Below are 24,880 nucleotides of genomic sequence, written 5' to 3' on the forward strand. Positions count from 1 at the left end.
GTCGCTATGTCAATTCAGAAAATCGCTCAACTGGCCGGGGTATCCGTAGCAACGGTCTCCCGCGTACTGAATAACAGCGATACCGTGAAGGCGAAAAACCGCGAGCGCGTTTTGCAGGCGATCCAGGAGAGTAACTATCAGCCCAATCTGCTGGCGCGTCAGCTGCGCACTGCCCGCAGCTATATGATCCTGGTGATGGTCTCGAACATCGCCAACCCGTTCTGCGCCGAAGTGGTGAAGGGCATTGAAGCCGAGGCAGAAAAGAACGGCTATCGCATTCTGCTGTGCAACTCCGGCTCGGATATTGAGCGCTCCCGCTCGGGCTTAAGCCTGCTCTCCGGCAAAATCGTCGACGGCATTATCACCATGGATGCGTTCTCGAAACTGCCGGAGCTGGCCGCGCTGATTGGCAACGCGCCGTGGGTGCAGTGCGCTGAATACGCCGATGCGGGCGCGGTCTCCTGCGTGGGGATTAATGATGTTGATGCCTCCCAGCACGTTGTCAGCCAGCTTGCCGACGGGGGACGCAAACGCATTGCGCTCATCAACCACGACCTCAGCTACAAATATGCCCGTCTGCGCGAGCGCGGCTATAAGAGCGTCATACACCTGCGGGATCTGGATTATCAGGCGGTGGAGTACGCCAGTGAGCTCAGCTCTGGTGCGGGCATGGCGGCGATGCAAAATCTGTTAAAAGCAAACCCGCCGGATGCGGTATTTGCCGTTTCCGATACGCTGGCGGCGGGGGCGCTGCGCGCCATACAGCAGGCAGGGCTGCGGGTGCCAGAAGATATCGCGGTGGTCGGCTTTGACGGCACTGAGCTGGCGGAGATGATTTCACTCACCACCATTGAACAGCCGTCGCGGGATATCGGGCGCAAGGCGGTCGATCTGTTACTGAACAAAATCGACAACCCGGATGCGCCCACGGAAAGGGTCATGATGGACTGGCGCTTTATTTCCCGCGCCAGCGCCTGATTATCTGGCGATGACGCCAGCCAGCGAGCGAATATCGTTTCCGGTTGGCGACTGGTGAATACGCAGGCCAAATTCATCCACCACCGCGAAAATATGATCGAAGATGTCGGCCTGAATATCTTCGTATTCCGCCCAGATCACCGTGTTGGTAAAGGCATATATTTCAATCGGCAGCCCGTTGGCATCCGGCGCGAGCTGGCGCACCATCAGCGTCATATCTTTGCGAATGCGCGGGTGGTTACGCAGATATTCATTCAGGTAGGCACGGAAGGTGCCGATATTGGTCATCTTGCGCAGGTTTAATACCGATTCCCCTTCGCCGTTCTGCTGATTCCACAGGTTAATTTCCTCATGACGCGCCGCCAGATACGGCTTCAGCAGTTTCGCCTGAATCAGTTTCTGCTGCTCCTGCTCGTCGAGGAAATGAATGCTGGTGGTATCGATATTCAGGCTACGCTTGATGCGGCGACCACCGGAGGCGGACATGCCGCTCCAGTTGATGAACGCATCGGACACCAGCGCCCAGGTCGGGATGGTGGTGATGGTGTTATCGAAGTTGCGCACTTTAACGGTGGTCAGGCCGATGTCGGTCACCGTGCCGTTGGCGCCGTACTTCGGCATCTCCAGCCAGTCGCCGAGCTTGAGCATGTCGTTGGCGGAGAGCTGAATGCCCGCCACTAAGCCCAGTATCGGGTCTTTAAAGACCAGCATCAGAACGGCAGCCATCGCACCCAGGCCGCTTATCAGAATGGCGGGTGACTGACCGATCAGCAGGGAGATAATCAGTATCCCCACCAGAATGGCACTCACCAGCTTAACGCCCTGGAATATCCCCTTCAGCGGCAGCTGCGAGGCGGTAGCCATTTTCTGCGACAGATTGAAAATCACGTCCAGCAACGAGAAGAAGGAGAGCAGGGCATAAACCATCACCCACAATTTCGCGCAGGTGGTGAGTAATTCCGCCGCTTCGCTGCCTTTTTGCAGCCACAGAACCGCCTGAACGTTGACGATTATCCCCTGGAGGGTAAACGCCAGACGGTGAAATAATTTGTTCTGCGTAATGATCTGCAACCATAAATGACTGCTGGCCTGGGCGCGTTTCTCGAATGCGCGCAGCACCACTTTGTGCAGAATAAAATGAACGATAATGGCCGTAAGAAAAATAATACCAAAGATAATCACTAAAGAGGTGGTGTGATTAATTTCAATCCCTAACTCTTCAACCTGAGCAATTAATTCCTGCATAACGTCTCCTGTATTGATGCAGCCCCATAATGGCGGCTGCGGATCTATTATGCAAATTCAGGCAGTTTTATTTTGTCGCCGGACAGGCCTTGACGACCGGTAAACACAGACGATGACGCATACGCAGCGTGACCAGCGCCAGCACCACCATCATGGCCGTTTCCACCATCAGGAAGACGTTGACCGCCTGGGTATAATCTCCGTGATGATTTTGCAGCCCGTGCAGCAAAATCGCGCCGAAAATGGCCGGGCCAAGCCCCAGCGCAGCCTGTTGCAGCGTGCTTAAAATCGCGCTCGCGGCCCCCGCGTCGTCAGGCTGAATATCGCGCATCCCGATACGGTAGAAGCTGTTTACAATCAGCGCCTGCCCGTAACCCACCAGCCCGGTGGCCGGGGCCAGCGTCAGCGCGGTATTCTGCATTCCCCAGTGACGGAACGTGGCGATCAGCGCCACCAGGCCGACAAGCTGAATCGCAAGCCCGGTCAGCAGGATGGCGCTGGTGCTGTAGCGGGCAATCAGGCGTGGGGCGAACCAGGCAGAAATAAAATAGGTGACGCCAAGCGCGATAAAGCTGTTCCCGGACTGCCATGGCGCCATCCCCAGACCGCTTTGCATGGTCAGCGCCATACAGAACATGAACCCGGACCAGACGCTGAAAAAGAGTATCCCGATCAGCACGCCAAAGCGGATGCTGCGCAGCTGTAACAGGCGCGGCGCGATGAGCGGGTGGGCATTCTCACGCTCTTTTTTGCGCGCGTTCAGCACCATCAAACAGGCCAGCGGCACAATCGCCAGCAGTGCGGCCTTCAGCGGCCACGACCAGTGCCACTGCGGGCCGAGCGCCATCGGGAACAGCAGACAGCACAGTATTGCCGTCAGCAGGACAGTCCCGGTCCAGTCAATGCGCGACGGCGTGTCGCGGCGGGTTTCCGGCACGTAGCGACGGCTCAGCGCCAGCACCACCAGACAAATCGGCACGTTGATAAAGAAGGCGTTGCGCCAGCCCAGCCCGGCGATGTCCGCCGACACCAGCCAGCCGCCACCCATCTGGCCGACGATAAACGCAATTCCGCCGATACCCCCGAACAGGCTGATCGCTCTGGCGTGTGCCGTTCCTTTTAACGTCACATGCAACGTCGCGAGAATTTGCGGCATGATCAGCGCGGCGCCCGCGCCCTGAAGAATGCGCGCGCCAAGCAACTGTTCGATATTGCCCGCCATGCCGCACAGCAGTGAGGCCAGGCCAAAACACGCCACGCCCCACATAAACAGGCGACGGCGGCCAAGGTTATCGCCCAGCTTGCTGCCGGGGGCCAGGCAGACGGCAAAGGCCACGCCGTAGAGGGCGACGATCAGCTCCAGTTCGGTGGCGGTGGCGTGTAATGAATGGGTGATGGAATCCAGCGCCACGTTGGTGATTGAGGTATCAATCAGCGGCAGCATCTGGCCGGTTAACAGCAATATCAGGCCCGCACGACCCGGTGAAACAACTGACGTATTCATGGTGACTCCATTGCGTCAAACAGCGTAGAGTCGTAGCATCAACCATCTGATAAACGGGTACCAGTTCTTGCTTATACTGGTACTGGCACTACCATGCAGGAGATGTTATGGCGCTGATGTCTGAACCTGTCACCTCTCTTCAGGATGACACCCGCAAGCAGCTGGGCGCGTTTTTGCGTGCCCGGCGCGAAAGCCTTGATCCGCAGCGGCTCGGCTTACCGCGCAGCGGCCGCCGCCGCACGCCGGGCCTGCGCCGGGAGGAGGTGGCGATGCTCGCGGATGTCGGCGTGACCTGGTACACCTGGCTGGAACAGGGCCGGGACGTCAACCCATCGAGCGCGGTGATGGCGGCCGTGGCGAAAGCCTTGCAGTGCACCCCAACCGAGGCCCGACACCTGTTTGTGTTAGCCGGTTTGCCGCCGGGTGAAGCCCCGCAGGCGGTCTGCTGCGAGGGCATCAGCGAAGGCACGCGCCGCCTGCTTGATACCCTGATGCCGAAACCTGCCAGTATTCAGAAACCGAATTTCGATATCGTGGCGTGGAACGACAGCTTCGGCCACCTGATGGGCGTCGATTTCAACGCCATCCCGCCGGAAGATCGCAACTGTATTTACCTGTTCCTCACCCATCCGGCGTGGCGCGCGCGGCTCGGCAAACGTGACGACGTGCTGCCGATTTTCGTCTCCTACTTCCGCGCGGCCATGGCTGAGCACCGTGGCGACCCGCTCTGGGAAGCGAAGCTGGCGCGTTTTTTTGCGGTGTCCGAAGAGTTTAAAACCCTGTGGCACCAGCGTAACGACGTGCGCGGCGTGGAGAACCAGCTCAAGCTGTTCACCCATCCCGAGCTGGGGGATTTTCATCTCCAGCAGATGTACTGGTACTCTGCGCCGCGAAACGGATCGCGGCTGCTGGTCTATTTACCCGTGGATGAGGCAGGGGAGAGGGCGATGGCGTGGCTGGCGGAGCAGGGGAAATAAGTTTTTTGCGCGGGGCTTTCAGGGAATCAACGCGGATCCGGTCCTGCCTGGAATAAGCTGGTAAGGTGAATCACGAAAGGCAAAATTAGCCTTTAATGCAAATTGCCTTACATGCTAATATTATCAGGGATGAAATACAGTGTTCAGACTTATCGTTCATGCGACAGTCAGGGAGGAGATCCTCTGATTGCCTGCGGGAGTACAGGCTAAGCTGATTCGCCAGCTTGATAAATTACGCAACAACCCGACAGTATTGCGTGAACCTGACAGCAAACCCTTACCCAATGGTTTGTTCGAAATCCGAACCGTCGGGCTGATCCATACTCGTGGGATCTACGTTTATCAGCGGGAAAGAACCATTTTTCTGCTGCGGGTGTTTATCAAGAAGACGCAAAAAACGCCCTCTGCTGAACTCCGTCTGGCACTGAAACGACAACAGGAGATGTTGGATGAGCAAAAAGATTATTGACTGGGACGAACTCAGAGCTGAACTGTTAAGCGATTCAGAAGTCCAGGCTTCCTTTGATGCAGAAGAGCGCAAGGAACGCCTGCGGGAGATGCTGGCGCAATGGCGCAATCATGCTGGTCTGACGCGCGCCCAGGTGGCGGAGCGGATGGGCGTCAGCGCACCGACGGTATCACGAATGGAAGCAAATATTACCCGGGCGAGTCTCGATACATTAACGCGTTATGCGCTGGTGTGCGGGGTAAAGCATCCGCAGATAACGCTTTACTGAAAACGGGCACGCCGATAGCCGGCGTGCCAGAAGCGCTTAGCATTCAGTCACAATCGTGCTCAGCGGCAGGCGAGATTTCGGCAGCGTGGCGTTGAAATCTTCCACGCTGTGATGCCCGACCGGGACCACCACCAGGCTGGTGAAGCCTTTCTCTTTCAGGCCAAACTCTTCGTCGAGGATCGCGGCGTCAAACCCTTCGATGGGTACCGCATCCAGGCCCATCGCGGCCACGCCCAGCAGGAAGTTGCCGACGTTCAGGTAAACCTGCTTCGCCATCCACTGGTCGTCATCTTTCAGATCCACGCGGTGCATGTCGGCAAAATAGCAGCGGCCTTTGTGGTTCGCGGCTTTTGCTTCTGGCGTGGCGAAACGGCCGTCAGCCTCTTCCTGATCGACAACGCGCTCAAGCCAGGCATCGTCCATCGCGGTTTTCGCGCAGAACACCACCACGTGAGAGGCATCCAGCATTTTGCGTTCGTTAAACACATAGGTGCCCGCCGCGGATTTTGCCACGCGCGCTTTACCCTCTTCAGTGCTGGCAACAATAAAGTGCCACGGCTGGGAGTTGGTGCTGGACGGGCTGTATTGCAGCAGCGTTTTGATTTTTTCCGCTTCTTCTGCGGTCAGTTTTTTGGCTGGGTCGAACGCCTTGGTAGAGTGGCGTTTCAGGGCGACAGAAATAATATCCATAACAACTCCTGGTGATGAAATTCGCCCGCGGGCGGGCGTGAAAGGAAAGCAGATTACCGCGCGAAGCGGGAAAAGATAAGTGCGATTCGAGCGCTTATTCTGTTCGTCTCAGACGAACAATCAGGCTGGCCGTATCCACTTCTGATCTTTTTTCGGCAGTTTATCAACGACCAGATTCCACGAATCCGTAATCAGGTCGGTGACCAGTTCAGGCGTGATGTCGTCCGTGCCATAAAGTGAGATCCAGTGTTTTTTATTCAGATGGTAACCGGGCTCCACGCCACGGTAGATCTGCTGATTGAGCAGCGATTTTTCCGGATCGGATTTCAGGCTGACGTGGGCCCGACCGTGTGCGGTCGCCATCAGCATAAAAATTTTCCCGCCCACCTTAAACACGTCATACTCCGGGCCAAACGGCCAGCAATGTTCGGTAAAAGGCATCTCCAGCGCGACGCGTCTGGCATGTTCCAGCAAGGATTTACTGTCCATGGTTATCTTCCTCAGCAAGCCCGCGCCACATGGCTTCAAAGCCCAGCGCTTTAAAATCGACGGCACGGGACGGATCGCGCGCGGCAAACTCCATGGTGGTTTCAGCCAGCGATAAGAACATTGCATCACCGAAGGTCTTAAACTCGTCAGACATAAACACCGGGCGGATCGAACGACGACATAGTTCATGCAGTTCCGGGAACATGTCTTTCACCGCCTGCTCGGTTTCGGCGTTCAGCTTTTCACTGACGCCAATCTGGCGGATAGCCGCATGCGCCAGGGGGTTACGAATGCCCCAGTCTACATAGCTGTTCCAGATATTGCGGGTATGCTCTTTTGGCTCGGTGATGGTGCGATCGAGATTCGCCAGCATGGTCTGGCAGAGATCCTGCTTCAGATGCAGGTAGAGGGCATTCAGCAGATCGTCTTTGGTAGCAAAGTAGCGAAACAGTGTCCCTTCAGCGACGCCCGCATTACGGGCAATTAACGCCGTTGAGGCGGCAATACCTGACTGCGCAAACGCAGCCGTTGCTGCTTCCAGTAAGGCCTGTTTTTTATCTTCACTCTTCGGACGTGCCACTAAATTTTTCCTCCCGTCAATTGTAAAAGCCCTGATTGAAACACGAGCCTTGATACGCTGCAACGCGGAATGTCAAAGAACGAAAACCTTCTTGACGGCGTAATCATCTTATCTATAATGAGTGCTTACTCACTCATAATCAAGTGTCACCCGCGCAAACCATCGGATGGGGCGCGTAGGCGGGTCAGGAAATGAAAAAGCCTCTATTCATCTGCGTGGTGTTAGTCATGATTATTGCTTCAGCTGCCAGTTTACCGTTTGTACTGAATGCCGGATTTGGCCAGCCACCGCAGGGTGCGCAGCTCTCTGAAGTGGAAGCCTCTCCGCACTATCGCGACGGGCAATTCCATAACACGCTCCCTACGCCGGGCTTTACCGGGCAACAAAATATGCTGGTGGCGTGGTGGCAGTTCCTTACCCGTAAAACCGAAAACGCCCGTCCTGCGCAGCCGCTGCCGCTGGTGAAAACCGATCTGGCGAGCCTGTCGCCTGAACAGGACACGCTGGTGTGGCTCGGCCACTCCTCCTGGTATATGCAGCTGGCGGGGAAACGCATCCTGATCGATCCGGTTCTGAGTAGCTACGCCGCACCGTTCTCCTTCCTCAATAAAGCGTTTGCGGGGGAGTACCCGTGGCGTGCGGAGAGCATGCCGGAGATCGACCTGCTGATTATCTCCCACGATCACTATGACCATCTGGATTACGCCACCATCAAGGCGCTGCTGCCGAAGGTTAAGCGCGTGGTCACCCCGCTGGGCGTGGGGTCGCATCTGCGCTACTGGGGGATGAACCCTGAGATTATCGACGAGCGGGACTGGAACCAGTCGGTGCATATCAGCGATACGCTGACCGTACACGTTCTGCCGGCGCGCCATTTTTCCGGGCGCGGCATTAAGCGTAACCAGACCCTGTGGGGCAGCTTTATGTTTGTCACCCCAGAGCGAAAGGTCTACTACAGCGGAGACTCCGGTTACGGCCCGCACTTCAAAGCGATTGGCGAGCAGTTTGGCGGAGTTGACTTAGCCATCATGGAAAACGGCCAGTACGACCAGGACTGGAAGTACATCCATATGCATCCGGCGGAAACGGCGCAGGCCTCGGCAGATCTCAATGCCAAAGCGGTCGTACCGGGACATAACGGGCGTTTTGTGCTGGCGAAACATACCTGGAACGATCCACTGATCCAGCTGGCGAAAGCCAGTAAGGAGAAAAACTACCGGCTGCTGACGCCGGAGCTGGGCGAGCCCGTGCGGGTAAGTGATACCACGCAACAATTTCGCGAGTGGTGGGAATAATGTTTAAGCGAGAAGCAGAGGGGGAGAGCAGTATGACGATTTCCGCTCAGGTCATTGATACGATTGTCGAATGGATTGATGACAATCTACACCAGCCGTTACGCATCGAAGAGATTGCCCGCCATGCGGGTTACTCAAAATGGCATTTACAGCGGCTGTTTATGCAGTACAAAGGCGAAAGTCTGGGGCGCTACATCCGCGAACGCAAGCTGCTGATGGCGGCGCGCGATCTGCGTGAGTCAGACGAGCGCGTGTACGATATCTGCCTGCGCTACGGGTTTGACTCGCAGCAGACGTTTACCCGCATCTTTACCCGCACCTTCAACCAGCCGCCCGGGGCGTATCGCAAAGAAAACCACGGTCGGGCGCACTGAAAAACATCCCCTCACCCCGGCCCTCTCCCCTTTAGGGAGAGGGTTAGGGTGAGGGGATCAGACAGCACCATGCTTACCAGCTGTAATTCACCGTCGCCGTCACCGTCCGGCCAATCCCGTAGAAGCACGCCGTATCGCTTGCGCATGACGCCACATACTTCGTGTCTGCCACGTTATTGACGTTGAACTGCACGCTTGCCCCTTTCAGGCTGCGGTTCATCTCGCCCAGATCGTAGCGCAGCATCGCGTCATACAGATCCACCGATGGCACCTTGAAGGTGTTCTTCGCATCGCCGTAGCTGGTGCCGATGTAGCGCATCCCCACGCCAGCGGTCAGGCTCTTCAGCGCTCCGCCCGGAACGGTATAGCTGGCGAACGCCGATGCCATATGCGCTGGAATGCGCGCAGGCGTTTTGCCTTCAGTTCCCGCCACCGTGGTGCTTTCGGTTTTTGCATCGGTGTAAGTGTAGGAGCCAATCAGGTTGATGTTATCCATCAGCGTGGCGTGGATTTCCGCTTCAGCGCCTTTCGAACGCACCTTGCCCGCATTTTCGAACCAGCCTTCAGCGCTGTTATAGGTCGCGACGTTGTCCTGAGTCAAATCGTACAGCGCCAGGGTCATCAGCGTGGTGTCGACCGGCTGATATTTCACGCCAATCTCGGTCTGCTCCCCGGTAGTAGGCCTGAATGGCGCAACGCCCGGCGCACGGTTGGTTTGCAGGTTCGGTTCAAACGAGGTGCTGTAGCTGATGTACGGCGACAGGCCAGAATCAAACGCGTACAGCAGGCCAGTGCGCCAGGTAAATTTGTTGTCGTTCTGCTGGGTTAAGCTGTTGTCGGTGAAGTCGCTGGTACGCACTTCGCTCCAGTCGTAGCGCCCGGAAACCAGCCACTCCCAGTTGTTCCAGCTCATCTGATCCTGAAGATACAGGCCCATCTGGTCGAGATTTTGCTGCTCGTCGGTGGCCGTTTTGAAGGTACTTTCATCCACGTTCACGCCGTAAACCGGGTTTGTCCAGTCGAGGTCATACTGTGAGCCGCTCCCGCGCGCCAGCAGCTGTTTATCCTTACTGGTCTTGTAATCAAACCCGCCGAGCAGGGTGTGGTTGACGCTTCCGGTCTCCAGCAGATATTCCAGCTGGTTATCAAGGCCAAATTCGTTGGTCGTGCGCTCTTCACGCTGGGCGCGACGGGTCAACACCGTGCTGTTGGCCGCGCTGTTGGCGTAAACCAGATAACGATATTTCTGCTTGATGGTGGCGTAACGGGCGTTCTGGCGGAAGGTGAGGTTGTCGGCGAACTGGTGTTCCAGCTCGTAGCCAATCATCGTCTGCTCGCGCCAGGATTGATTGTAATTCGGATCGCTGACGTTAAAGTCGCGCGGGATGTACTTCCCGTCGGCACTTTTCACCGTGCCATACGCGGGCAGGAAGTTGCGGTATCCGGCATCCGGATCTTTCTGGTAGCTGGTCAGCAGCGTAAAGCGGGTCTGATCGTTCGGGTACCAGGTGATCGCCGGGGCGATCGCCATCCGCGTCTCTTTATAATCGTCCACCTGATTATGCTGCGTACGGGCGATACCGTTCACGCGATACAGCACGCGGCCGTCGTCGCTCAGCTTGCCGCCGAAATCAAACGCACCTTCGGCGAGATCGTTATTGCCGGTGCGGAACTGCACGTTGTGAATGGCCTCCGCCGTCGGGCGCTTGCTGGTCATACTGATTAACCCGCCCGGATTCACCTGTCCAAACAGCACCGAGGCCGGGCCGCGCACCAGCTCCACGCGCTCCAGCAGCCACGGGTCAACTGTGCCCGTCTGTGAGGAAGCCGTTGCGCCAAAGCTTAAGCCGTCGAGGAATTTCGGCACGTAGCTAAAGCCGCGCACAAACACCTCGTCGTTACGGTTAGACGAGCCCCGGTACTCGGTAAACACGCCCGCCGAGTAGCGCAGCGCCTGCGAAACGGAGGTGACGTCCTGCATGTTCATCTGATCGCGGGTGATCACCGATACCGACTGCGGCGTCTTCACGATCTCCGCGCTGGTCTTGGTGGCGGAGAGCGTTTTCGTCGCCACAATGCCTTTTACGGGCGCAGTGGGCTCTTCAGTCACGCCCTGCGTCACCGTAATCGTTTCTTCTTTCGTTTCTGCCTGAGCCGCGACGCTGGTCGTCGCCAGACTCAGCAGCCAGAGCTGCATTATCTTATTATTTTTAAACATTTTTATTGAACGTCCTTGGTTGCTATCGCCATAAAAACACCGGTAAAACGCCGTTGATGATATTGCAAATTATTACCATTTGCATTAGCGTTGTTAACAAATTTCGTTGGGGAACAAGCGGTAATGAAGAGGGTATGGAGTGGGTTGCTGTTGGGGATCGGCGCGCTGCCCGCCGTGGCGGCAACGTGCGAGCAGTCGTCCCGGCAGGGCGATGTTCAGGGAAAGTTTGATGCCAGCGGCGAAGTCTGCTTCTCCCTGCCCGAGCTGGATGAAAATTACGTTTCCGCCACGCTGCATGGCGTGACGGATGCGCGCCTGCTGGATGGGCAAAACCGTCGCATCCGCACGCTGATCGAAAACGGTCCTGCGGACGGGGAACACACGCTGCTGTTTGCCCTGCCGGTGAAACAGAACACCTCGCTGGTGCTACACGGCGAAGCTGGCAAGCCGTGGCGTTTTCAGTGGCGGATGAAAGAGACCTCTCCGTTACCACGCGTGCAGATGCTGGCGCCAGAAAGCCCGACGCTGAAGGCGCTGGCAAACGTCATTTCTGCCGGTGGAAGTACCGAGGCGTTCTGGCAGGCGCAGCGTCGACAGGGAACGCCGATGGTGGAGCCGGTAGATGCGGGCCATAAGCGCGTGACCTTTCTGTGGCGCGGCGCGCGGGATAACGTCTTCATTCTCGGCTCGCCGGCGGGGGATCACGATCCGCTGTTCCGTCTGGGCAACAGCGACGTCTGGTTCCGCAGCTACGTGGTCCCCGCTGATACGGTGATGCAGTACAAGCTCGCCCCCGATGTGCCGATCGTTGAAGGCTCTGCCCGCGATCAACGCCGCGCCATCCTGGTGAGCGCGCAGGCCGATCCGCTTAACCCGAATAGCTTTGGGGAGCAGAAGACCGATCGCTGGAATCGCTATTCTCTGCTCGATCTCAGCCCGGCGCGCTACTGCTCCGTTCGGGCTACGGCACAGCCGCTGGTGCACGGGACGTTGAGCCGCCAGAGGCTGAGCAGCAACATTCTCGGCAATGCCCGCGACGTGATGATCTACCAACCGCGCGGCGCACAGCCTGCACGCTGGACGCTCATCCTTTTCGACGGACAGGTTTATCAGGACGAATACCATTTTGCCAACGTGCTGGACGGTCTGATTGCCCGACATCACCTGCCTCCGATTAACGTGGTGTTTATCGACAGCCTCGATCACGCCCGTCGCGGCAACGAGCTGCCACCAAACCCGGATTTTGCTGACTTTATGGCGCACGAGCTGCTGCCGTGGCTGCGGGGGAAGGGCATCGGCATGCAGCGGCAGAAAACCGTACTGGCAGGATCAAGCTACGGGGGAATTGCCTCTTCATGGGTGGCGCTGCGCTATCCGCGCCTGTTTGGCAACGTGCTGAGCCTTTCCGGTTCTTACTGGTGGGCGCCGGAAGGTGACGCTCCCGGCTGGCTGACGCGTCAGTACCAACAGTCTCCACCGTATCCGGTGCGCTTCTGGTTACAGGCCGGGAAGTTTGAAACCACGGGACCGGGCGGCGGCATCTATCGCACCACGCAGGATTTTGAACAGGTGCTGAGGAAAAAAGGCTATCGCGTCAGCTTCCACCCCTCATCCAGCGGCCACGACTACGCGGCCTGGTGTGAAGCGCTGATCCACGGGATGCGCGATCTCACTGGCTTACGACGCCAGTGAAAACCAGCGGCGCCAGATGAAACGCAGGATAAAGAATTCGATGGCGCCGAGCACCAAAAACCACAGACAGAACAGAATGGTGTACAGCTGATTCAGATCGACCATATGAAAGGTCTGAACCAGCTTCTGCGCCAGCACCAGACCCAGCGACGGCGCGGGTAACAGCAGGCAGGAGAGCAGGGCCATCAGCAAAATGCCCCCTGCGGTGAGCAGCGATTCTAACGGGTGTTTCATCGTAATGTTAATCGTCAGTTAAAAATGTCATTGTCCGGCATCCTGAAACGTAAAGCAATATCATCCCCGCTGGCAAAATTGGGTAAAAGGCCACCGTTATTCTGCGAATTAATAACAGAAAATAGATAATATTTTCGGGGCGATTAAATTAATATCGCGTTATGTAAATAAACGTCTTTCTCACGAAAATAATTTTACAAAGCTATAGGTGCTATATCCAATTAACGTCGCAATAACAATGGCTGCGACAATGTATAACGCCAGACGCCGTCCGCGATAAATACCAAACATGCTTCCTCCTCGTTTAGTGTTGGTTTAGAAATATTTTGTAAAAATCAACGCGTCGAAATAATTTTAATCAGTTTTGAATAACCGGGTAGTCAATATATTGCGGTAGATCAATTTAACCCGCAAGACTTAAAAATGAATTATTTAAAGCCAGAAAGGAATTCCGGCTTCCGTCCACCGGATATTGAAGGAAAAATACCATGACCAAAAAAAATTTCTCGCAGAATATGCCACCCGCAGGCGGGCAGGCGTACCAGCAGACCGTAGAGCAGGTGCTTGCTCAGGCGCAGAGCCAGGCTAATGGCCTGGACCGTGCCGAGGCGCAGGCGCGTTTACAGAAGCATGGCCCGAACGCGCTGCCGGAGAAAAAAGGCAAGCCGGGCTGGCTGCGTTTTCTCGCGCATTTTAACGATGTCCTGATTTACGTCCTGCTGGCCGCCGCCGTATTAACGGCAGTAATGGGACACTGGGTTGATACGCTGGTTATTCTGGGCGTGGCGGTAATCAATGCCTTAATTGGCCACATTCAGGAAAGTAACGCGGAAAAATCCCTGAAGAGTATTCGCAATATGCTCTCCAGCGAGGCGCGCGTTATTCGTAACGGCAACCATGAAACTATCCCGACGACGGAAATCGTCCCGGGCGATATTATTGTGTTGCGCGCAGGCGATCGTATTCCGGCGGATATGCGCTTAATCGAAGCGCATAATTTACGCGTGGAAGAGGCAATTCTGACCGGTGAATCCACCGTGGTGGATAAACACACGAACCCGCTGAACGGCGAATTACCGCTGGGCGACCGCACGAACCTGGTCTTTTCCGGTACGACGGTTAGCGCGGGCGGCGGCGTTGGCGTGGTCATTGCCACGGGCCAGGAGACCGAACTCGGCCACATCAACCAGATGATGGCGGGCATTGAAAAACACCGCACCCCGCTGCTGGTGCAGATGGACAAGCTGGGCAAAGCGATCTTCGCCATCATTCTGGCGATGATGGCCGCGCTGTTTGTCTTCAGCCTGGTGTTCCGCGAGATCCCGATGGGCGAGCTGCTGCTCTCCCTGATTAGCCTGGCGGTAGCCTCCGTGCCGGAAGGTCTGCCGGCGATTATCTCCATTATCCTCTCCCTGGGCGTGCAGGCGATGGCGCGCAAGCGGGCGATTATCCGCAAGCTGCCGACGGTTGAAACCCTGGGCGCGATGACCGTGGTCTGCTCGGATAAAACCGGCACCCTGACCATGAACGAGATGACGGTGAAAGCCATCATCACCGCCGACACCTGCTATCGCGTGGACGGCAACAGCTACGAGCCGGTGGGCAACATCTATCTCGAAGGCAGCGACGAGCCGGTGCAGATCCAGCCGGGCACCGTGCTGGAGCAGTACCTGCGCACCATCGACCTGTGTAACGACAGCCAGCTGATTCAGGACGAGCGCGGGCTGTGGGGCATCACCGGCGGCCCGACCGAGGGCGCGCTGAAGGTGCTGGCGGCGAAAGCGCACCTCGCGCCGGTCGAGACCACCCTGGTCAACAAGATCCCGTTCGACTCGCAGTACAAGTACATGAGCACCCACTACCAGATTGGCGGTGAGGAGCAGATTTTGATCACCGGCGCGCCGGACGTGATTTTCGCCCTGTGTGAGCAGCAGCAGACCCGCAACGGTGCGCAAGCCTTTGACCGCGCGTACTGGGAAACGGAGATGGAGCGCTATGCGCGTCAGGGGCTGCGCATGGTCGCCGCGGCGTTCAAGCCAGCGAACGGCGAGCAGGCATTAACTCACGACGACCTGAGCCACGGTCTGATCTTCCTCGGCATTGCCGGGATGATGGATCCGCCGCGTCCGGAAGCGATTGAGGCGATTAACGCCTGCCAGCAGGCGGGGATCCGCGTGAAGATGATCACCGGGGATCACCCGCAGACGGCGATGAGCATCGGCCAGATGCTGGGGATCACCAACAGCGAGCAGGCGGTTACCGGCTACCAGCTGGAGAAGATGGACGACGCCGAGCTGGCGGAAGCGGCGGTGAAGTATGACATCTTCGCCCGTACCAGCCCGGAGCATAAGCTGCGCCTGGTGAAAGCGTTGCAGGACAAAGGCGAAATCGTCGGCATGACCGGTGACGGCGTGAACGATGCCCCGGCGCTGCGCCAGGCGGACGTGGGTATCGCGATGGGCATCAAAGGCACGGAAGTGACCAAAGAGGCGGCGGATATGGTCCTGACGGACGATAACTTCGCCACCATCGCCAGCGCGGTGAAAGAGGGGCGTCGCGTTTACGACAACCTGAAGAAGACCATCCTGTTCATCATGCCGACCAACCTGGCGCAGGGGCTATTGATTGTGATTGCGCTGCTGGCGGGGAACATCATTCCGCTGACGCCGGTGCTGATCCTGTGGATGAACATGGCGACCTCCGCCACGCTCTCCTTCGGCCTGGCTTTTGAGGCCGCCGAGCGCAACATTATGCGCCGCCCGCCGCGTCAGACCGGGCAGCACGTGATGGACGCCTACGCCGTCTGGCGCGTGGCCTTCGTCGGCACCATGATTGCCATCGCCGCCTTTGCGCTGGAAGCCTGGCTGGCCCCGCGCGGCCACAGCGCGGAGTTTATCCGCACCGTGCTGTTGCAGATGCTGGTCTGCGCCCAGTGGGTATACATGATTAACTGCCGCAACACCGACGGGTTCTCTCTGAACCGCGGCCTGCTGGCGAACAAAGGGATCTGGCTGGTGACGGGCGTACTATTCCTGCTCCAGGCGGCGATTATCTACCTGCCATTTATGCAGATGCTGTTCGGCACCGAAGCGCTGCCGCTGCGCTACTGGTTCGTGACGCTGGCGGTGGCGGGGGTGATGTTCTTCGTCGTCGAAATCGAGAAGCGACTGACCCGCAGGTTCCGTAAGGCTGCATAACCTTTTGCCCTCACCCTAACCCTCTCCCACAGGGAGAGGGAACTCTGACCTCCCTCTCCCTGTGGGAGAGGGCCGGGGTGAGGGCAACAACCCTGAGGTACTCCCATGAAATTCCCACTCCTGTTCGCACTCCTCGTCTGCACCCTGCCACCCGCATTCGCTGCCGCCATTCCCGTGCGTGTCGCCACCGTGGAGCAGACCGCCCACGCCGCCGAGCGTCAGATCCCGGGCCGCATTGAAGCCATTCACACCGTTGAGCTGCGCGCCCGCACGGAAGGCGTGATAACGAAAATCCACTTCCGCGACGGGCAGTACGTGAAAAAAGGCGACGTGTTGTTCGAACTGGACGACGCCGAGCCGCGCGCCGCCCTGCGTCTGGCGCAGGCCGAAGTGAGAAGCGCCGAAGCCACGCTGCGTCAGGCGCAGCAGCAGCTGTCACGCTTTGAAAGCCTGGGCAGCAGCAACGCCATCAGCCGCCACGACGTGGACAACGCCCGCATGCAGCGCGACGTAGCGAGCGCCGCGCTGGAGCAGGCGAAAGCCCGGCTCGAGACCCGCAGCGTCACCCTCAACTACACGCGCATTACCTCACCGATTGACGGGCGCGTGGGGCACAGCAACTTTCACGTCGGCAGTCTGGTGAATCCTGCCAGCGGTGTGCTGGTGGAGGTGGTGCAGCTCGATCCGATCCGCATTGCCTTTGCGCTGGAAGAGGGCGCGTTTGCCACCAAAGCCGGACAGCATGCGGATATCAGCGCCATGAAGCAGGCCTGGCAGGCGCTGATTGACAGCAACGGCCAGCGCATCAGCGGGGAACTGACCTCCGTGGACAACCGCATCGACCCGCGCACCGCCAGCGTGATGCTGCGCGCCGAGTTCGCCAACCCGCGCCATCAGCTGCTGCCCGGCGGCAACGTGAACGTCTACCTGCGTCCGGTAAGCGAGCAACCGGTGCTGACTCTGCCCGCCGCTGCCGTACAGCAGAATGGCGACGGGTTCTTTGCCTGGGTGGTTAACGCCGAGGATAAAGCCGAAATGCGTCCGCTGAAGGTCGCCGGGCAGATCGGCCAGCAGTTCCAGATTGCCTCCGGCCTGAAGCCCGGTGAGCGAGCGATTACTGACGGTGCGCAGCGCGTGCAGCCAGGCGTTGCCGTCCAGATACTGAATTAAGGAGCCATCATGCTGACGTTTTTCATCAAACGCCCGCGCTTTGCGATGGTGATTGCGCTGGTTATCACCCTGCTGGGGGCCATCGCGCTGAGGATTATTCCGGTGGAGCAGTACCCGCAGATTACCCCGCCGGTCGTGAATGTGTCAGCGTCTTGGCCGGGCGCCAGCTCGGCTGACGTGGCGGAGGCCATCGCCACGCCGCTGGAAACCCAGCTGAACGGGGTGGATCATATGCTCTATATGGAGTCCACCAGTTCGGACGAGGGTAGCTATAGCCTGAACATTACCTTTGCGGCAGGCACCGACCCGGATCTCGCCGCCATCGACGTGCAGAACCGCGTGGCGCAGGCCGTGGCGCAGCTGCCGACCGAGGCGCAGCAAAACGGCGTGCAGGTGCGCAAGCGCGCCACCAACCTGATGATGGGGGTAAGCCTTTACTCACCGAACAACACCCACACGCCGCTGTTCGTCAGCAACTACGCCAGCACCCAGGTGCGCGAGGCGCTGTCGCGTCTGCCGGGCGTCGGGCAGGTACAGATGTTTGGCGCACGGGACTACAGCATGCGCATCTGGCTGCGCCCGGACCGCATGAACGCCCTGAACGTGACCAGCGATGACGTGGCGCAGGCGCTGCGCGAGCAGAACGTGCAGGGGGCGGCAGGCCAGGTCGGCACGCCGCCGGTGTTTAACGGCCAGCAGCAGACCCTGACCATTAACGGGCTGGGGCGCTTAAATCAGGCCGACGACTTTGCCAACATCATTATCCGCGCCGGGGAGATGGGGCAGCTGGTGCGCCTGAAGGACGTCGCCACCATCGAGCTTGGCTCGCGCAGCTACAGCTCTGGCGCGCAGCTGAACGGGCACGACTCCGCCTACCTCGGCATCTACCCGACGCCGTCCGCTAACGCCCTGCGCGTGGCCGATGCGGTGCGCGCGGAGCTGGAACGGTTATCCACGCGCTTCCCGGACGATCTGGTCTATGAAGTCAAATTCGACACCACCTCGTTTGTGGCCGCCACCATCAAAGAGATTGGCGTCTCGCTGGCGCTGACGATGCTGGCGGTGGTGGTCGTGGTGTCCCTGTTCCTGCAAAGCTGGCGCGCGACGCTGATTGTTGCCCTTGCCATTCCGGTGTCGCTGGTGGGCACCTTCGCGGTGCTCTATACGCTCGGCTACTCCGCCAATACGCTGAGCCTGTTCGCTATCATTCTGGCGCTGACCATGGTGGTGGATGACGCCATCGTGGTGGTGGAGAGCGTCGAAACGCTGATGGCGGAAGGGCAGAGCCGTACGGCGGCGATCGCGCTGGCGCTGCGCCAGATTGCCGGGCCAGTGATTGCCACCACGCTGGTGCTGCTGGCGGTGTTTGTGCCGGTGGCGCTCCTGCCGGGGATCGTGGGCGAGCTGTACCGCCAGTTCGCGGTGACGCTCTCGACTGCCGTCACGCTCTCAAGCCTGGTGGCGCTCACCCTGACGCCGGCACTCTGCGCGCTGCTGCTGCGCCCGCGTCCGGCAAAGCCCGCCGCGATTTTCCGTGGGTTCAACCGCGGGCTGGACGCCACGCGCACGCTTTACACCCGGATCGTGAGCGTGTTCAACCTCCGTCCGTGGCTGGCGCTGCTGGCCACCGCAGGCGCGACGGCGGTGGTGGTATTCAGCTTCATGTCGATGCCAAAGGGCTTCCTGCCCCAGGAGGATCAGGGCTACTTCTTCGCCAGCGTCCAGCTGCCGGAGGCAGCCTCGCTGGAGCGCACCGAAGCGGTGATGACCACCGCGCGCGAGCTGATCGCTAACAACCCGGCGGTAGAAGACGTGATTCAGGTCTCCGGGTTTAACATCCTCAACGGCACCAGCGCATCGAACGGCGGGTTTATCTCCATCATGCTCAAAGACTGGAGCGAGCGTCCGCCGCTGGATGAGGTGATGGGCACCCTTCAGCGCCAGCTGCTGGCCCTGCCGGAAGCGACCATCATGACCTTTGCGCCGCCGACGCTGCCGGGGCTGGGCAACGCCTCCGGCTTCGACCTGCGCATTCAGGCGCAGGCGGGGCAAAGCCCGGCGGAGCTGGAGCGCGTGACGCGTGAGGTGCTGGCGAAAGCCAACCAGCACCCGCAGCTGAGCCGCGTGTTCACCACCTGGAGCAGCAACGTGCCGCAGATGACGCTTACCGTTGACCGCGAGCGCGCGGCCCGCCTCGACGTGCCGGTGTCGCGCATCTTCAGCAGCCTGCAAACCGCCTTTGGCGGCACGCGCGCCGGGGATTTCAGCGTCAACAACCGCGTCTACCACGTAGTGATGCAGAACGAGATGCAGTGGCGCGAGCGCGCGGAGCAAATCAGCGACCTGTTCGTGCGCAGCAACAGCGGCGAGCGGGTGCGTCTGAGCAACCTCGTCACCATCACGCCGACCGTCGGCGCGCCATTTATTCAGCAGTACAATCAGTTCCCGTCGGTATCGGTGAGCGGCTCGGCAGCGGAAGGGGTGAGCAGCAGCACCGCAATGGCGGCGATGGGCGAGATTCTGGCGGAAAACCTGCCAGCCGGGTACGACTACGCCTGGAGCGGCATGTCGTATCAGGAGCAGCAGACCGGCAATCAGGCGATATGGATCGTGCTGGCGGCGGTGGTGATGGCGTGGCTGTTCCTCGTCGCCCAGTACGAGAGCTGGACGCTGCCGGCGAGCGTGATGCTCTCGGTGCTGTTCGCCATCGGCGGGGCGCTGGTCTGGCTGTGGCTGGCGGGCTACGCCAACGACGTGTATGTGCAGATAGGTCTGGTGCTACTGATAGCCCTCGCCGCCAAGAACGCAATTCTTATCGTGGAGTTTGCCCGCGCCCGGCGCATGGATGGAATGGCGATTGTCGATGCCGCACGGGAGGGGGCATCGCGCCGCTTCCGCGCGGTAATGATGACCGCCGTGTCGTTCATTATCGGCGTCCTGCCGATGATGCTGGCGACCGGGGCGGGTGCCCAGAGCCGCCGCATCATCGGCACTACGGTGTTCAGCGGCATGCTGGTGGCGACCGTGGTGGGGATAGTGTTCATCCCGGCGCTGTTCGTGCTGTTCCAGCGCCTGCGCGAGTGGGGCCACGGCCTTACGGACTCGTCGCCCACAGCTCACAGTGCTTCTGCACCAGAGAAATCAGCGAGCCGCCATCGGCGATAAAGTCCCGCATGCGCTGCGCCTCGCTCTTGCCCTGCTTTAACAGCAGGGCAATCTCATTGATTGCGCTTGTCGCGCCGAGCTTCTCGGCCGACGGCGCAACCTGCTCCAGCAGCCAGGCGATATCTTCCGCCACGGTTTTGTGCTCGCCGGTATGCACGTCCGTCAGAATGCCTTCCAGCCCATAGCGACAGGCCTGAAAACGGTTAAAGCGGTACAGCAGAAAATCCCGTTCCTGATGCTTATACGGCCTCGCGGTCAGCAGCCAGTGCGACGTCGCCTGAATAAGCCCGGCGATGTTAATGGCGTGGCTGAGCGTCAGCGGCGTATCCATCACCCGCACCTCGACGGTGCCGAAGTGCGGGCTGGGGCGGATGTCCCAGTGCAGATCCTTAATGCTGTCGATCATGCTGGTGGAGCTCAGGCGGCGGAACAGCCCCTCGAACTCCTGCCAGCTGTTGACCCACGGCATCTGACCGTTATCCGGGAAGCCCGAGAAGATGTTGAGACGCGATGAGGCGAACTTCGTGTCCGTGCCCTGCATATACGGTGATGCGGCGGCCAGGGCGATAAAGTGCGGCACAAAGCGCGACAGGCCGTGCAGCAGGTAAATGGCGTCGTCCCCGGTCCGACAGCCGATGTGTACGTGCTGGCCGAACACCGTCGCCTGCAAAATCAGATAGCCAAAGCGCTCCAGCGTGACGTTATAGCGCTCGTCGTCGCACACTTCCTGCCGCTGCCATTTCTGGAACGGATGCGTCCCACCGCCGCAGATCTGGATATGCTGATCTTCCGCCGCGCGCAGGATGCTCTGCTGCATCACTGAAAACTGCGCCGCTGCCTGGTCGATGGTCTGGCACACGCCGGTGGCGATTTCGAGCATGCTTTCGGTGATGTCGTGTTTGACTTCCCCCCCTTTGATGTCGTCTTTGACGGCGGCGATGAGGGCAGAGGAGTCCTGGCTCAGATCGTAACCCGGCGGGTTAACCACCTGGAGTTCGAGCTCAATGCCGAGGGTATAAGGTTCAGAGGATTTGAAGTCGGGTAAAGGCATGGCGCACTCCGTTGTCTGTTATGAGTTGAGTATAGACAATGGGCGTGGCGCGCTCTTTTCAGGGTGGTATAACTGATAGCAGGCTTAGCAAAAGGGGAGTGATCCATGTCTGACTATCCAACCATTGCGCTGACAGGACCCGGTGCGATTGGGACCACCATCGCCGCGGTGCTGCATGAAGCGGGCCGCACGCCGCTGCTGTGTGGGCGCACCGCGCATCCGGAACTGCGCCTGCGTCATGATGAGGGTGAAATTGTGGTGCCCGGTCCGGTACTCACCGATCCCAGCGTCATTACGCGCCCCGTTGACCTCGTTTTTTTGGCGGTCAAAACGACGCAAAATGCCGACAGCGCCGGGTGGCTGCGCGCTCTGTGCGATGAAAACACCGTGGTCTGCGCGCTGCAAAACGGCGTGGAGCAGAAAGCCCAGCTTGCGCCTTTGGTCAATGGCGCAACGGTGCTGCCCTCGGTGGTCTGGTTCCCTGCCCAGCGCGAGCCGGATGCCTCCGTCTGGCTGCGCGCCAAACCGCGCCTTACGCTGCCGGACGTGCCGCAGGCGCAGCGGGTGGTCGAGGCGCTTCGCGGCACGCGCTGTGACGTTGAGCTCTCGACAGATTTCACTACCGTCGCCTGGCGCAAGCTGCTGCAAAACGCGGTCGCCGGGCTGATGGTGCTGGCCAATCGCCGCGCCGGGATGTTCAGGCGCGAGGATATCAGCGAGCTGGCGCTGGCCTACCTGCGCGAGGGGCTTACCGTCGCCCGCGCCGAAGGGGCGAAGCTGGACGATGCGGTGGCGGAGGAGATCCTGGCGAACTTCCAGCGCGCGCCAGTGGATTTAGGCACGTCGATCCTTGCCGATCGTCAGGCGGATCGCCCGATGGAGTGGGACATACGCAACGGCGTGATCCAGCGCTATGGCCGCAGGCACGGGATTGCGGTGCCCGTCAGCGATGTGGTGGTGCCGTTGCTGGCGGCGGGGAGCGAGGGGTCGGGGTGAGCCAGGGTCTGGCGAGAAGGAAGACCCGGCCGTTGTGCGCCGGGTAACTCTCTTACTTACCCTGACGGGCTTTCTCAGCGTTTAGCTCTTCCATTGTTGCTTCCAGGATCCAGAGGCACTGAGCACCCTCAACCGTATCCAGCAGCGCCCGGCGGGTGCGCTGATAGAACGCGTCGACTTCGGCGGGGGATTTCTCTAGAGGCGGCGTGCAGACGATATCGCTGCCAACCACGTGCGGCCACTTTCCCGCGTCAATGGTCTGGAGCGCTTTCAGTGTGGCGCTGGTGTTTGTTGTGAGCGCTGCGGCCAAAGCATCCTCCAGCAGTTGCGCCTGCCTGACGTCAGCCGTGGCAGCCAGCGTTGGGGCTTGCTCAATCCAGTGTGTGTCACCTGAGGCGATTCCATGAAGTGCTGATGGCCAGTCAGTGCTGGCTGCAATGGCTGGGACAGTGAGCGCACAAAGCAGCAGGACGATTGGGTATTTCATCGCACTACCTCAAGCTCACCGCCGTCACGAAGGATTTTACGTCGCGTTGACAGTGAGAGAATAATGCACCCCTCCGAAGCAAATCCGGCTGGACCGTACTTATGGTCACCATGAATGCGGAACTCTGAACGACCAAAACTCTCTCCCGAAGTTTGCTCAAGGATAATGGTAATGGGTCCTTTAGAATTCGAATGTCCCGCAATTTTATATGTTCCGCGCGGCAATGGACCCAGACCCTTCACATGCTGACGGTCCGGATTATTTTTATTGGTAAGGGCACCGGAATATCCTGTCTCAATTAATTTGCCGTCTTTATACATCTTGCCAGTTGATTGCTCATACTTCCATCCCATAACGTTCTCCTTATGCCGTCTTACGGTCATTCCAGCTATCTGAATGCATGATGTTACCGTCCACGTAGCGCCAGGTAATTTTTTCATAGAGCAGCTCTACCAGCTCAAGATGGTTATGCTTCTCATAGTCAGGATCTTTGATATCAAGCATCATTGGACAGACGCTGGCGATCTTCACGCCTTCCAGAAGGGTGGAAAAATATTCCACTTCCTGACCAGCATCGTTGATACGGTAAAACTTTATCTCTGCGGATTTTAGCTTCTGGCCCGTGCTAACAGCCTTGTACAAATAGGGGCTGGAAGCGTCGATCTCTTTATCGAAAGAATAGGGGGAATGGATGCGAAGACTTGTCGCCTTGCCGTTATGCTTGTCCGTGGGCTGCATTATGCCGTGATTTAAGGCGATAATCTCGATGCTACCTTCACGTCCATATATATCGACAGAGCCTTTTATATCGGCGCCGCCGTCATCTTTAAGCCATAAATAAGCGGGAATAGCCATTTGTTTAAAACTCCATTTAAGGAAATCCTGAAAAGACCTTATGGTTTAGCTAGTTACGTAACTAGTGCAACGCTAGCGCGTACAAAATTGGCCGTCAATTTTGTACAGGGTGGATATAAAACGATCTGCGGTTTCGTTGATGCAAATTAAGAAAGTATGGGGGCTTATGGTTTGGATCTGGATAAATTGTTAATGATTAATACGGTGGTTTTGCTTAAATAATAATTAAGTGAATATTAATTGAAGATGTAATAAATACTTGAATGTTTATTGGGTATTCTGTCTATTTGACTCTTTATTAATTGTTTAAAAACTCATAACGGCTCGTCTGAATATCCACCTATCCGTAGCGACACACCTGAAAACGGTAAAGCGGTACCGCAGAAAATCCCGTTCCTGATGCTTATAAGGCCGCGTGGTCAGCAGCCAGTGTGACGTGGCCTGGATCAGCCAGGCGATATTAATCGCGTTGTTGAGCGTCAGCGGCTTATCCGTCGACCGCACCTGCATGGTGCTAATGTGCGGGCTGGGGCGAATGTCCCAGTGCAGATCTTTAATGCTGTCGATCCTGTCCGACCGTCAGGCGGATCGCCTGATGGAGTGGGACATCCGCAACGGCGTGATCCAGCGCTACGGCCGCAGGCACGGGATTGCGGTGCCCGTCAGCGATGTGGTGGTGCCGCTGCTGGCGGCGGGGAGCGAGGGGCCGGGGTGAGAGAGATAGTGGTATTAACGTCTGGGGAATTGGTCTGGGTGAAAACCTCGCATCAGTTCCCCACAAATGCGCTCACCGGCAAACCAAAACGCTTCGCCAGCGCGCATATGATCCAGCGTTAACGTGCCTGATCTATCTTGGCCTGAAATATTTGTTTAATTTGCGTAGCGTATTCAGGAATTGCTTGCTGAGAAGAAGTGCAGCGGAGATAGTTTTGCTAACCAGGTTATA

The 24,880-nt window shown here is 58.4% G+C and carries 22 protein-coding genes and 2 pseudogenes; 12 read left to right on the forward strand and 12 right to left on the reverse strand.

Annotation, left to right across the window (positions count from 1 at the left end; genetic code table 11):
* The first annotated feature begins 6 nt into the window (after positions 1–6).
* A complete protein-coding gene (locus ACOTWU_RS00095) occupies positions 7–978 on the forward strand; it encodes a LacI family DNA-binding transcriptional regulator (RefSeq protein WP_045344575.1) in 972 nt (323 codons plus the stop codon).
* Here the strand turns inward: ACOTWU_RS00095 and ACOTWU_RS00100 are convergent, their stop codons facing one another.
* Both ACOTWU_RS00100 and ACOTWU_RS00105 read right to left on the reverse strand, forming a co-directional pair.
* On the reverse strand, positions 979–2,223 hold the full coding sequence (locus ACOTWU_RS00100) for a mechanosensitive ion channel family protein (RefSeq protein ID WP_015571212.1): 1,245 nt from the start codon (positions 2,221–2,223) through the stop codon (positions 979–981).
* A gap of 67 nt (positions 2,224–2,290) precedes the next feature.
* Positions 2,291–3,727, reverse strand: coding sequence for an MFS transporter (locus ACOTWU_RS00105; protein ID WP_017382555.1), 1,437 nt, complete (start codon positions 3,725–3,727; stop codon positions 2,291–2,293).
* A gap of 107 nt (positions 3,728–3,834) precedes the next feature.
* Here ACOTWU_RS00105 and ACOTWU_RS00110 point away from each other — a divergent pair, with 107 nt between their 5' ends.
* From ACOTWU_RS00110 to ACOTWU_RS00120, 3 genes are all read left to right on the forward strand, one after another.
* Positions 3,835–4,704: a helix-turn-helix transcriptional regulator gene (locus ACOTWU_RS00110; protein ID WP_045357441.1), complete on the forward strand. Its 870-nt coding sequence runs from the start codon at positions 3,835–3,837 to the stop codon at positions 4,702–4,704.
* A gap of 187 nt (positions 4,705–4,891) precedes the next feature.
* Positions 4,892–5,173, forward strand: coding sequence for a type II toxin-antitoxin system RelE/ParE family toxin (locus ACOTWU_RS00115; RefSeq protein WP_023296064.1), 282 nt, complete (start codon positions 4,892–4,894; stop codon positions 5,171–5,173).
* Positions 5,154–5,441 (forward strand): helix-turn-helix domain-containing protein, encoded by a 288-nt coding sequence (locus ACOTWU_RS00120; RefSeq protein ID WP_015571209.1) that lies wholly within the window; start codon positions 5,154–5,156, stop codon positions 5,439–5,441. The genes ACOTWU_RS00115 and ACOTWU_RS00120 overlap by 20 nt, the downstream gene beginning before the upstream one ends.
* Positions 5,442–5,477: 36 nt before the next feature.
* Here ACOTWU_RS00120 and nfsB read toward each other — a convergent pair whose 3' ends face one another.
* From nfsB to ACOTWU_RS00135, 3 genes are all read right to left on the reverse strand, one after another.
* The gene (nfsB, locus tag ACOTWU_RS00125; RefSeq protein WP_003858884.1) at positions 5,478–6,131 is read right to left on the reverse strand and encodes an oxygen-insensitive NAD(P)H nitroreductase; all 654 of its coding nucleotides are present in this window, start codon (positions 6,129–6,131) and stop codon (positions 5,478–5,480) included.
* Positions 6,132–6,251: 120 nt separating this feature from the next.
* Positions 6,252–6,620, reverse strand: coding sequence for an MmcQ/YjbR family DNA-binding protein (locus ACOTWU_RS00130; protein WP_126499141.1), 369 nt, complete (start codon positions 6,618–6,620; stop codon positions 6,252–6,254).
* A complete protein-coding gene (locus tag ACOTWU_RS00135; RefSeq protein WP_003858882.1) occupies positions 6,610–7,200 on the reverse strand; it encodes a TetR/AcrR family transcriptional regulator in 591 nt (196 codons plus the stop codon). Before ACOTWU_RS00135 ends, ACOTWU_RS00130 begins: the two co-directional genes overlap by 11 nt.
* 191 nt (positions 7,201–7,391) lie before the next feature.
* On the opposite strand from ACOTWU_RS00135, the gene ACOTWU_RS00140 reads away from it, so the two are divergent.
* Positions 7,392–8,495 (forward strand): RomA family MBL fold metallo-hydrolase, encoded by a 1,104-nt coding sequence (locus ACOTWU_RS00140; protein WP_126499142.1) that lies wholly within the window; start codon positions 7,392–7,394, stop codon positions 8,493–8,495.
* 32 nt (positions 8,496–8,527) lie between these two features.
* Positions 8,528–8,869, forward strand: coding sequence for a RamA family antibiotic efflux transcriptional regulator (locus ACOTWU_RS00145; RefSeq protein WP_003858880.1), 342 nt, complete (start codon positions 8,528–8,530; stop codon positions 8,867–8,869).
* Between the two features lie 73 nt (positions 8,870–8,942).
* Here the strand turns inward: ACOTWU_RS00145 and ACOTWU_RS00150 are convergent, their stop codons facing one another.
* Complete coding sequence (locus tag ACOTWU_RS00150; protein ID WP_047365376.1) at positions 8,943–11,087, reverse strand: TonB-dependent siderophore receptor; 2,145 nt, start codon at positions 11,085–11,087, stop codon at positions 8,943–8,945.
* A gap of 123 nt (positions 11,088–11,210) precedes the next feature.
* Here ACOTWU_RS00150 and ACOTWU_RS00155 point away from each other — a divergent pair, with 123 nt between their 5' ends.
* Positions 11,211–12,779: an alpha/beta hydrolase-fold protein gene (locus tag ACOTWU_RS00155; RefSeq protein WP_126499143.1), complete on the forward strand. Its 1,569-nt coding sequence runs from the start codon at positions 11,211–11,213 to the stop codon at positions 12,777–12,779.
* On the opposite strand, the gene ACOTWU_RS00160 is transcribed toward ACOTWU_RS00155, so the two are convergent.
* Positions 12,765–13,013 (reverse strand): DUF1158 domain-containing protein, encoded by a 249-nt coding sequence (locus ACOTWU_RS00160; RefSeq protein ID WP_003858875.1) that lies wholly within the window; start codon positions 13,011–13,013, stop codon positions 12,765–12,767. The genes ACOTWU_RS00155 and ACOTWU_RS00160 overlap by 15 nt on opposite strands.
* Before the next feature lie 488 nt (positions 13,014–13,501).
* On the opposite strand from ACOTWU_RS00160, the gene ACOTWU_RS00165 reads away from it, so the two are divergent.
* The 3 genes from ACOTWU_RS00165 (at position 13,502) to ACOTWU_RS00175 (ending at position 20,545) form a co-directional block, all read left to right on the forward strand.
* Positions 13,502–16,210 carry a cation-transporting P-type ATPase gene (locus tag ACOTWU_RS00165; protein WP_047052874.1) on the forward strand — a complete coding sequence of 903 codons (2,709 nt, stop codon included), beginning with the start codon at positions 13,502–13,504 and terminating at the stop codon, positions 16,208–16,210.
* Positions 16,211–16,315: 105 nt separating this feature from the next.
* A complete protein-coding gene (locus ACOTWU_RS00170) occupies positions 16,316–17,380 on the forward strand; it encodes an efflux RND transporter periplasmic adaptor subunit (RefSeq protein ID WP_126499144.1) in 1,065 nt (354 codons plus the stop codon).
* 9 nt (positions 17,381–17,389) lie between these two features.
* On the forward strand, positions 17,390–20,545 hold the full coding sequence (locus ACOTWU_RS00175; RefSeq protein ID WP_126499145.1) for an efflux RND transporter permease subunit: 3,156 nt from the start codon (positions 17,390–17,392) through the stop codon (positions 20,543–20,545).
* Here ACOTWU_RS00175 and ACOTWU_RS00180 read toward each other — a convergent pair.
* A complete protein-coding gene (locus ACOTWU_RS00180; RefSeq protein ID WP_047732821.1) occupies positions 20,475–21,596 on the reverse strand; it encodes a YbdK family carboxylate-amine ligase in 1,122 nt (373 codons plus the stop codon). The genes ACOTWU_RS00175 and ACOTWU_RS00180 overlap by 71 nt on opposite strands.
* Positions 21,597–21,701: 105 nt before the next feature.
* On the opposite strand from ACOTWU_RS00180, the gene ACOTWU_RS00185 reads away from it, so the two are divergent.
* On the forward strand, positions 21,702–22,592 hold the full coding sequence (locus ACOTWU_RS00185) for an oxidoreductase (protein WP_126499146.1): 891 nt from the start codon (positions 21,702–21,704) through the stop codon (positions 22,590–22,592).
* 52 nt (positions 22,593–22,644) lie between these two features.
* On the opposite strand, the gene ACOTWU_RS00190 is transcribed toward ACOTWU_RS00185, so the two are convergent.
* The 4 genes and pseudogenes from ACOTWU_RS00190 to ACOTWU_RS00205 form a co-directional block, all read right to left on the reverse strand.
* A complete protein-coding gene (locus tag ACOTWU_RS00190; protein ID WP_040117345.1) occupies positions 22,645–23,079 on the reverse strand; it encodes a hypothetical protein in 435 nt (144 codons plus the stop codon).
* Positions 23,076–23,432, reverse strand: a complete 357-nt coding sequence (locus ACOTWU_RS00195; protein WP_006809708.1) for a tlde1 domain-containing protein — start codon at positions 23,430–23,432, stop codon at positions 23,076–23,078. The genes ACOTWU_RS00190 and ACOTWU_RS00195 overlap by 4 nt, the downstream gene beginning before the upstream one ends.
* A 10-nt stretch (positions 23,433–23,442) precedes the next feature.
* Positions 23,443–23,934, reverse strand: coding sequence for an Hcp family type VI secretion system effector (locus tag ACOTWU_RS00200; RefSeq protein ID WP_003858859.1), 492 nt, complete (start codon positions 23,932–23,934; stop codon positions 23,443–23,445).
* Positions 23,935–24,277: 343 nt separating this feature from the next.
* Positions 24,278–24,501, reverse strand: a pseudogene (locus tag ACOTWU_RS00205) (glutamate-cysteine ligase family protein); the annotation flags it as partial.
* Between ACOTWU_RS00205 and ACOTWU_RS00210 the strand changes: the two are divergent.
* Positions 24,497–24,649: pseudogene (locus tag ACOTWU_RS00210) on the forward strand (ketopantoate reductase C-terminal domain-containing protein); the annotation flags it as partial. The pseudogenes ACOTWU_RS00205 and ACOTWU_RS00210 overlap by 5 nt on opposite strands.
* Between the last annotated feature and the right edge of the window lie 231 nt (positions 24,650–24,880).

The organism is Enterobacter cloacae complex sp. GYL001 (assembly GCF_049237125.1).
GTDB lineage: Bacteria > Pseudomonadota > Gammaproteobacteria > Enterobacterales > Enterobacteriaceae > Enterobacter > Enterobacter hormaechei_C.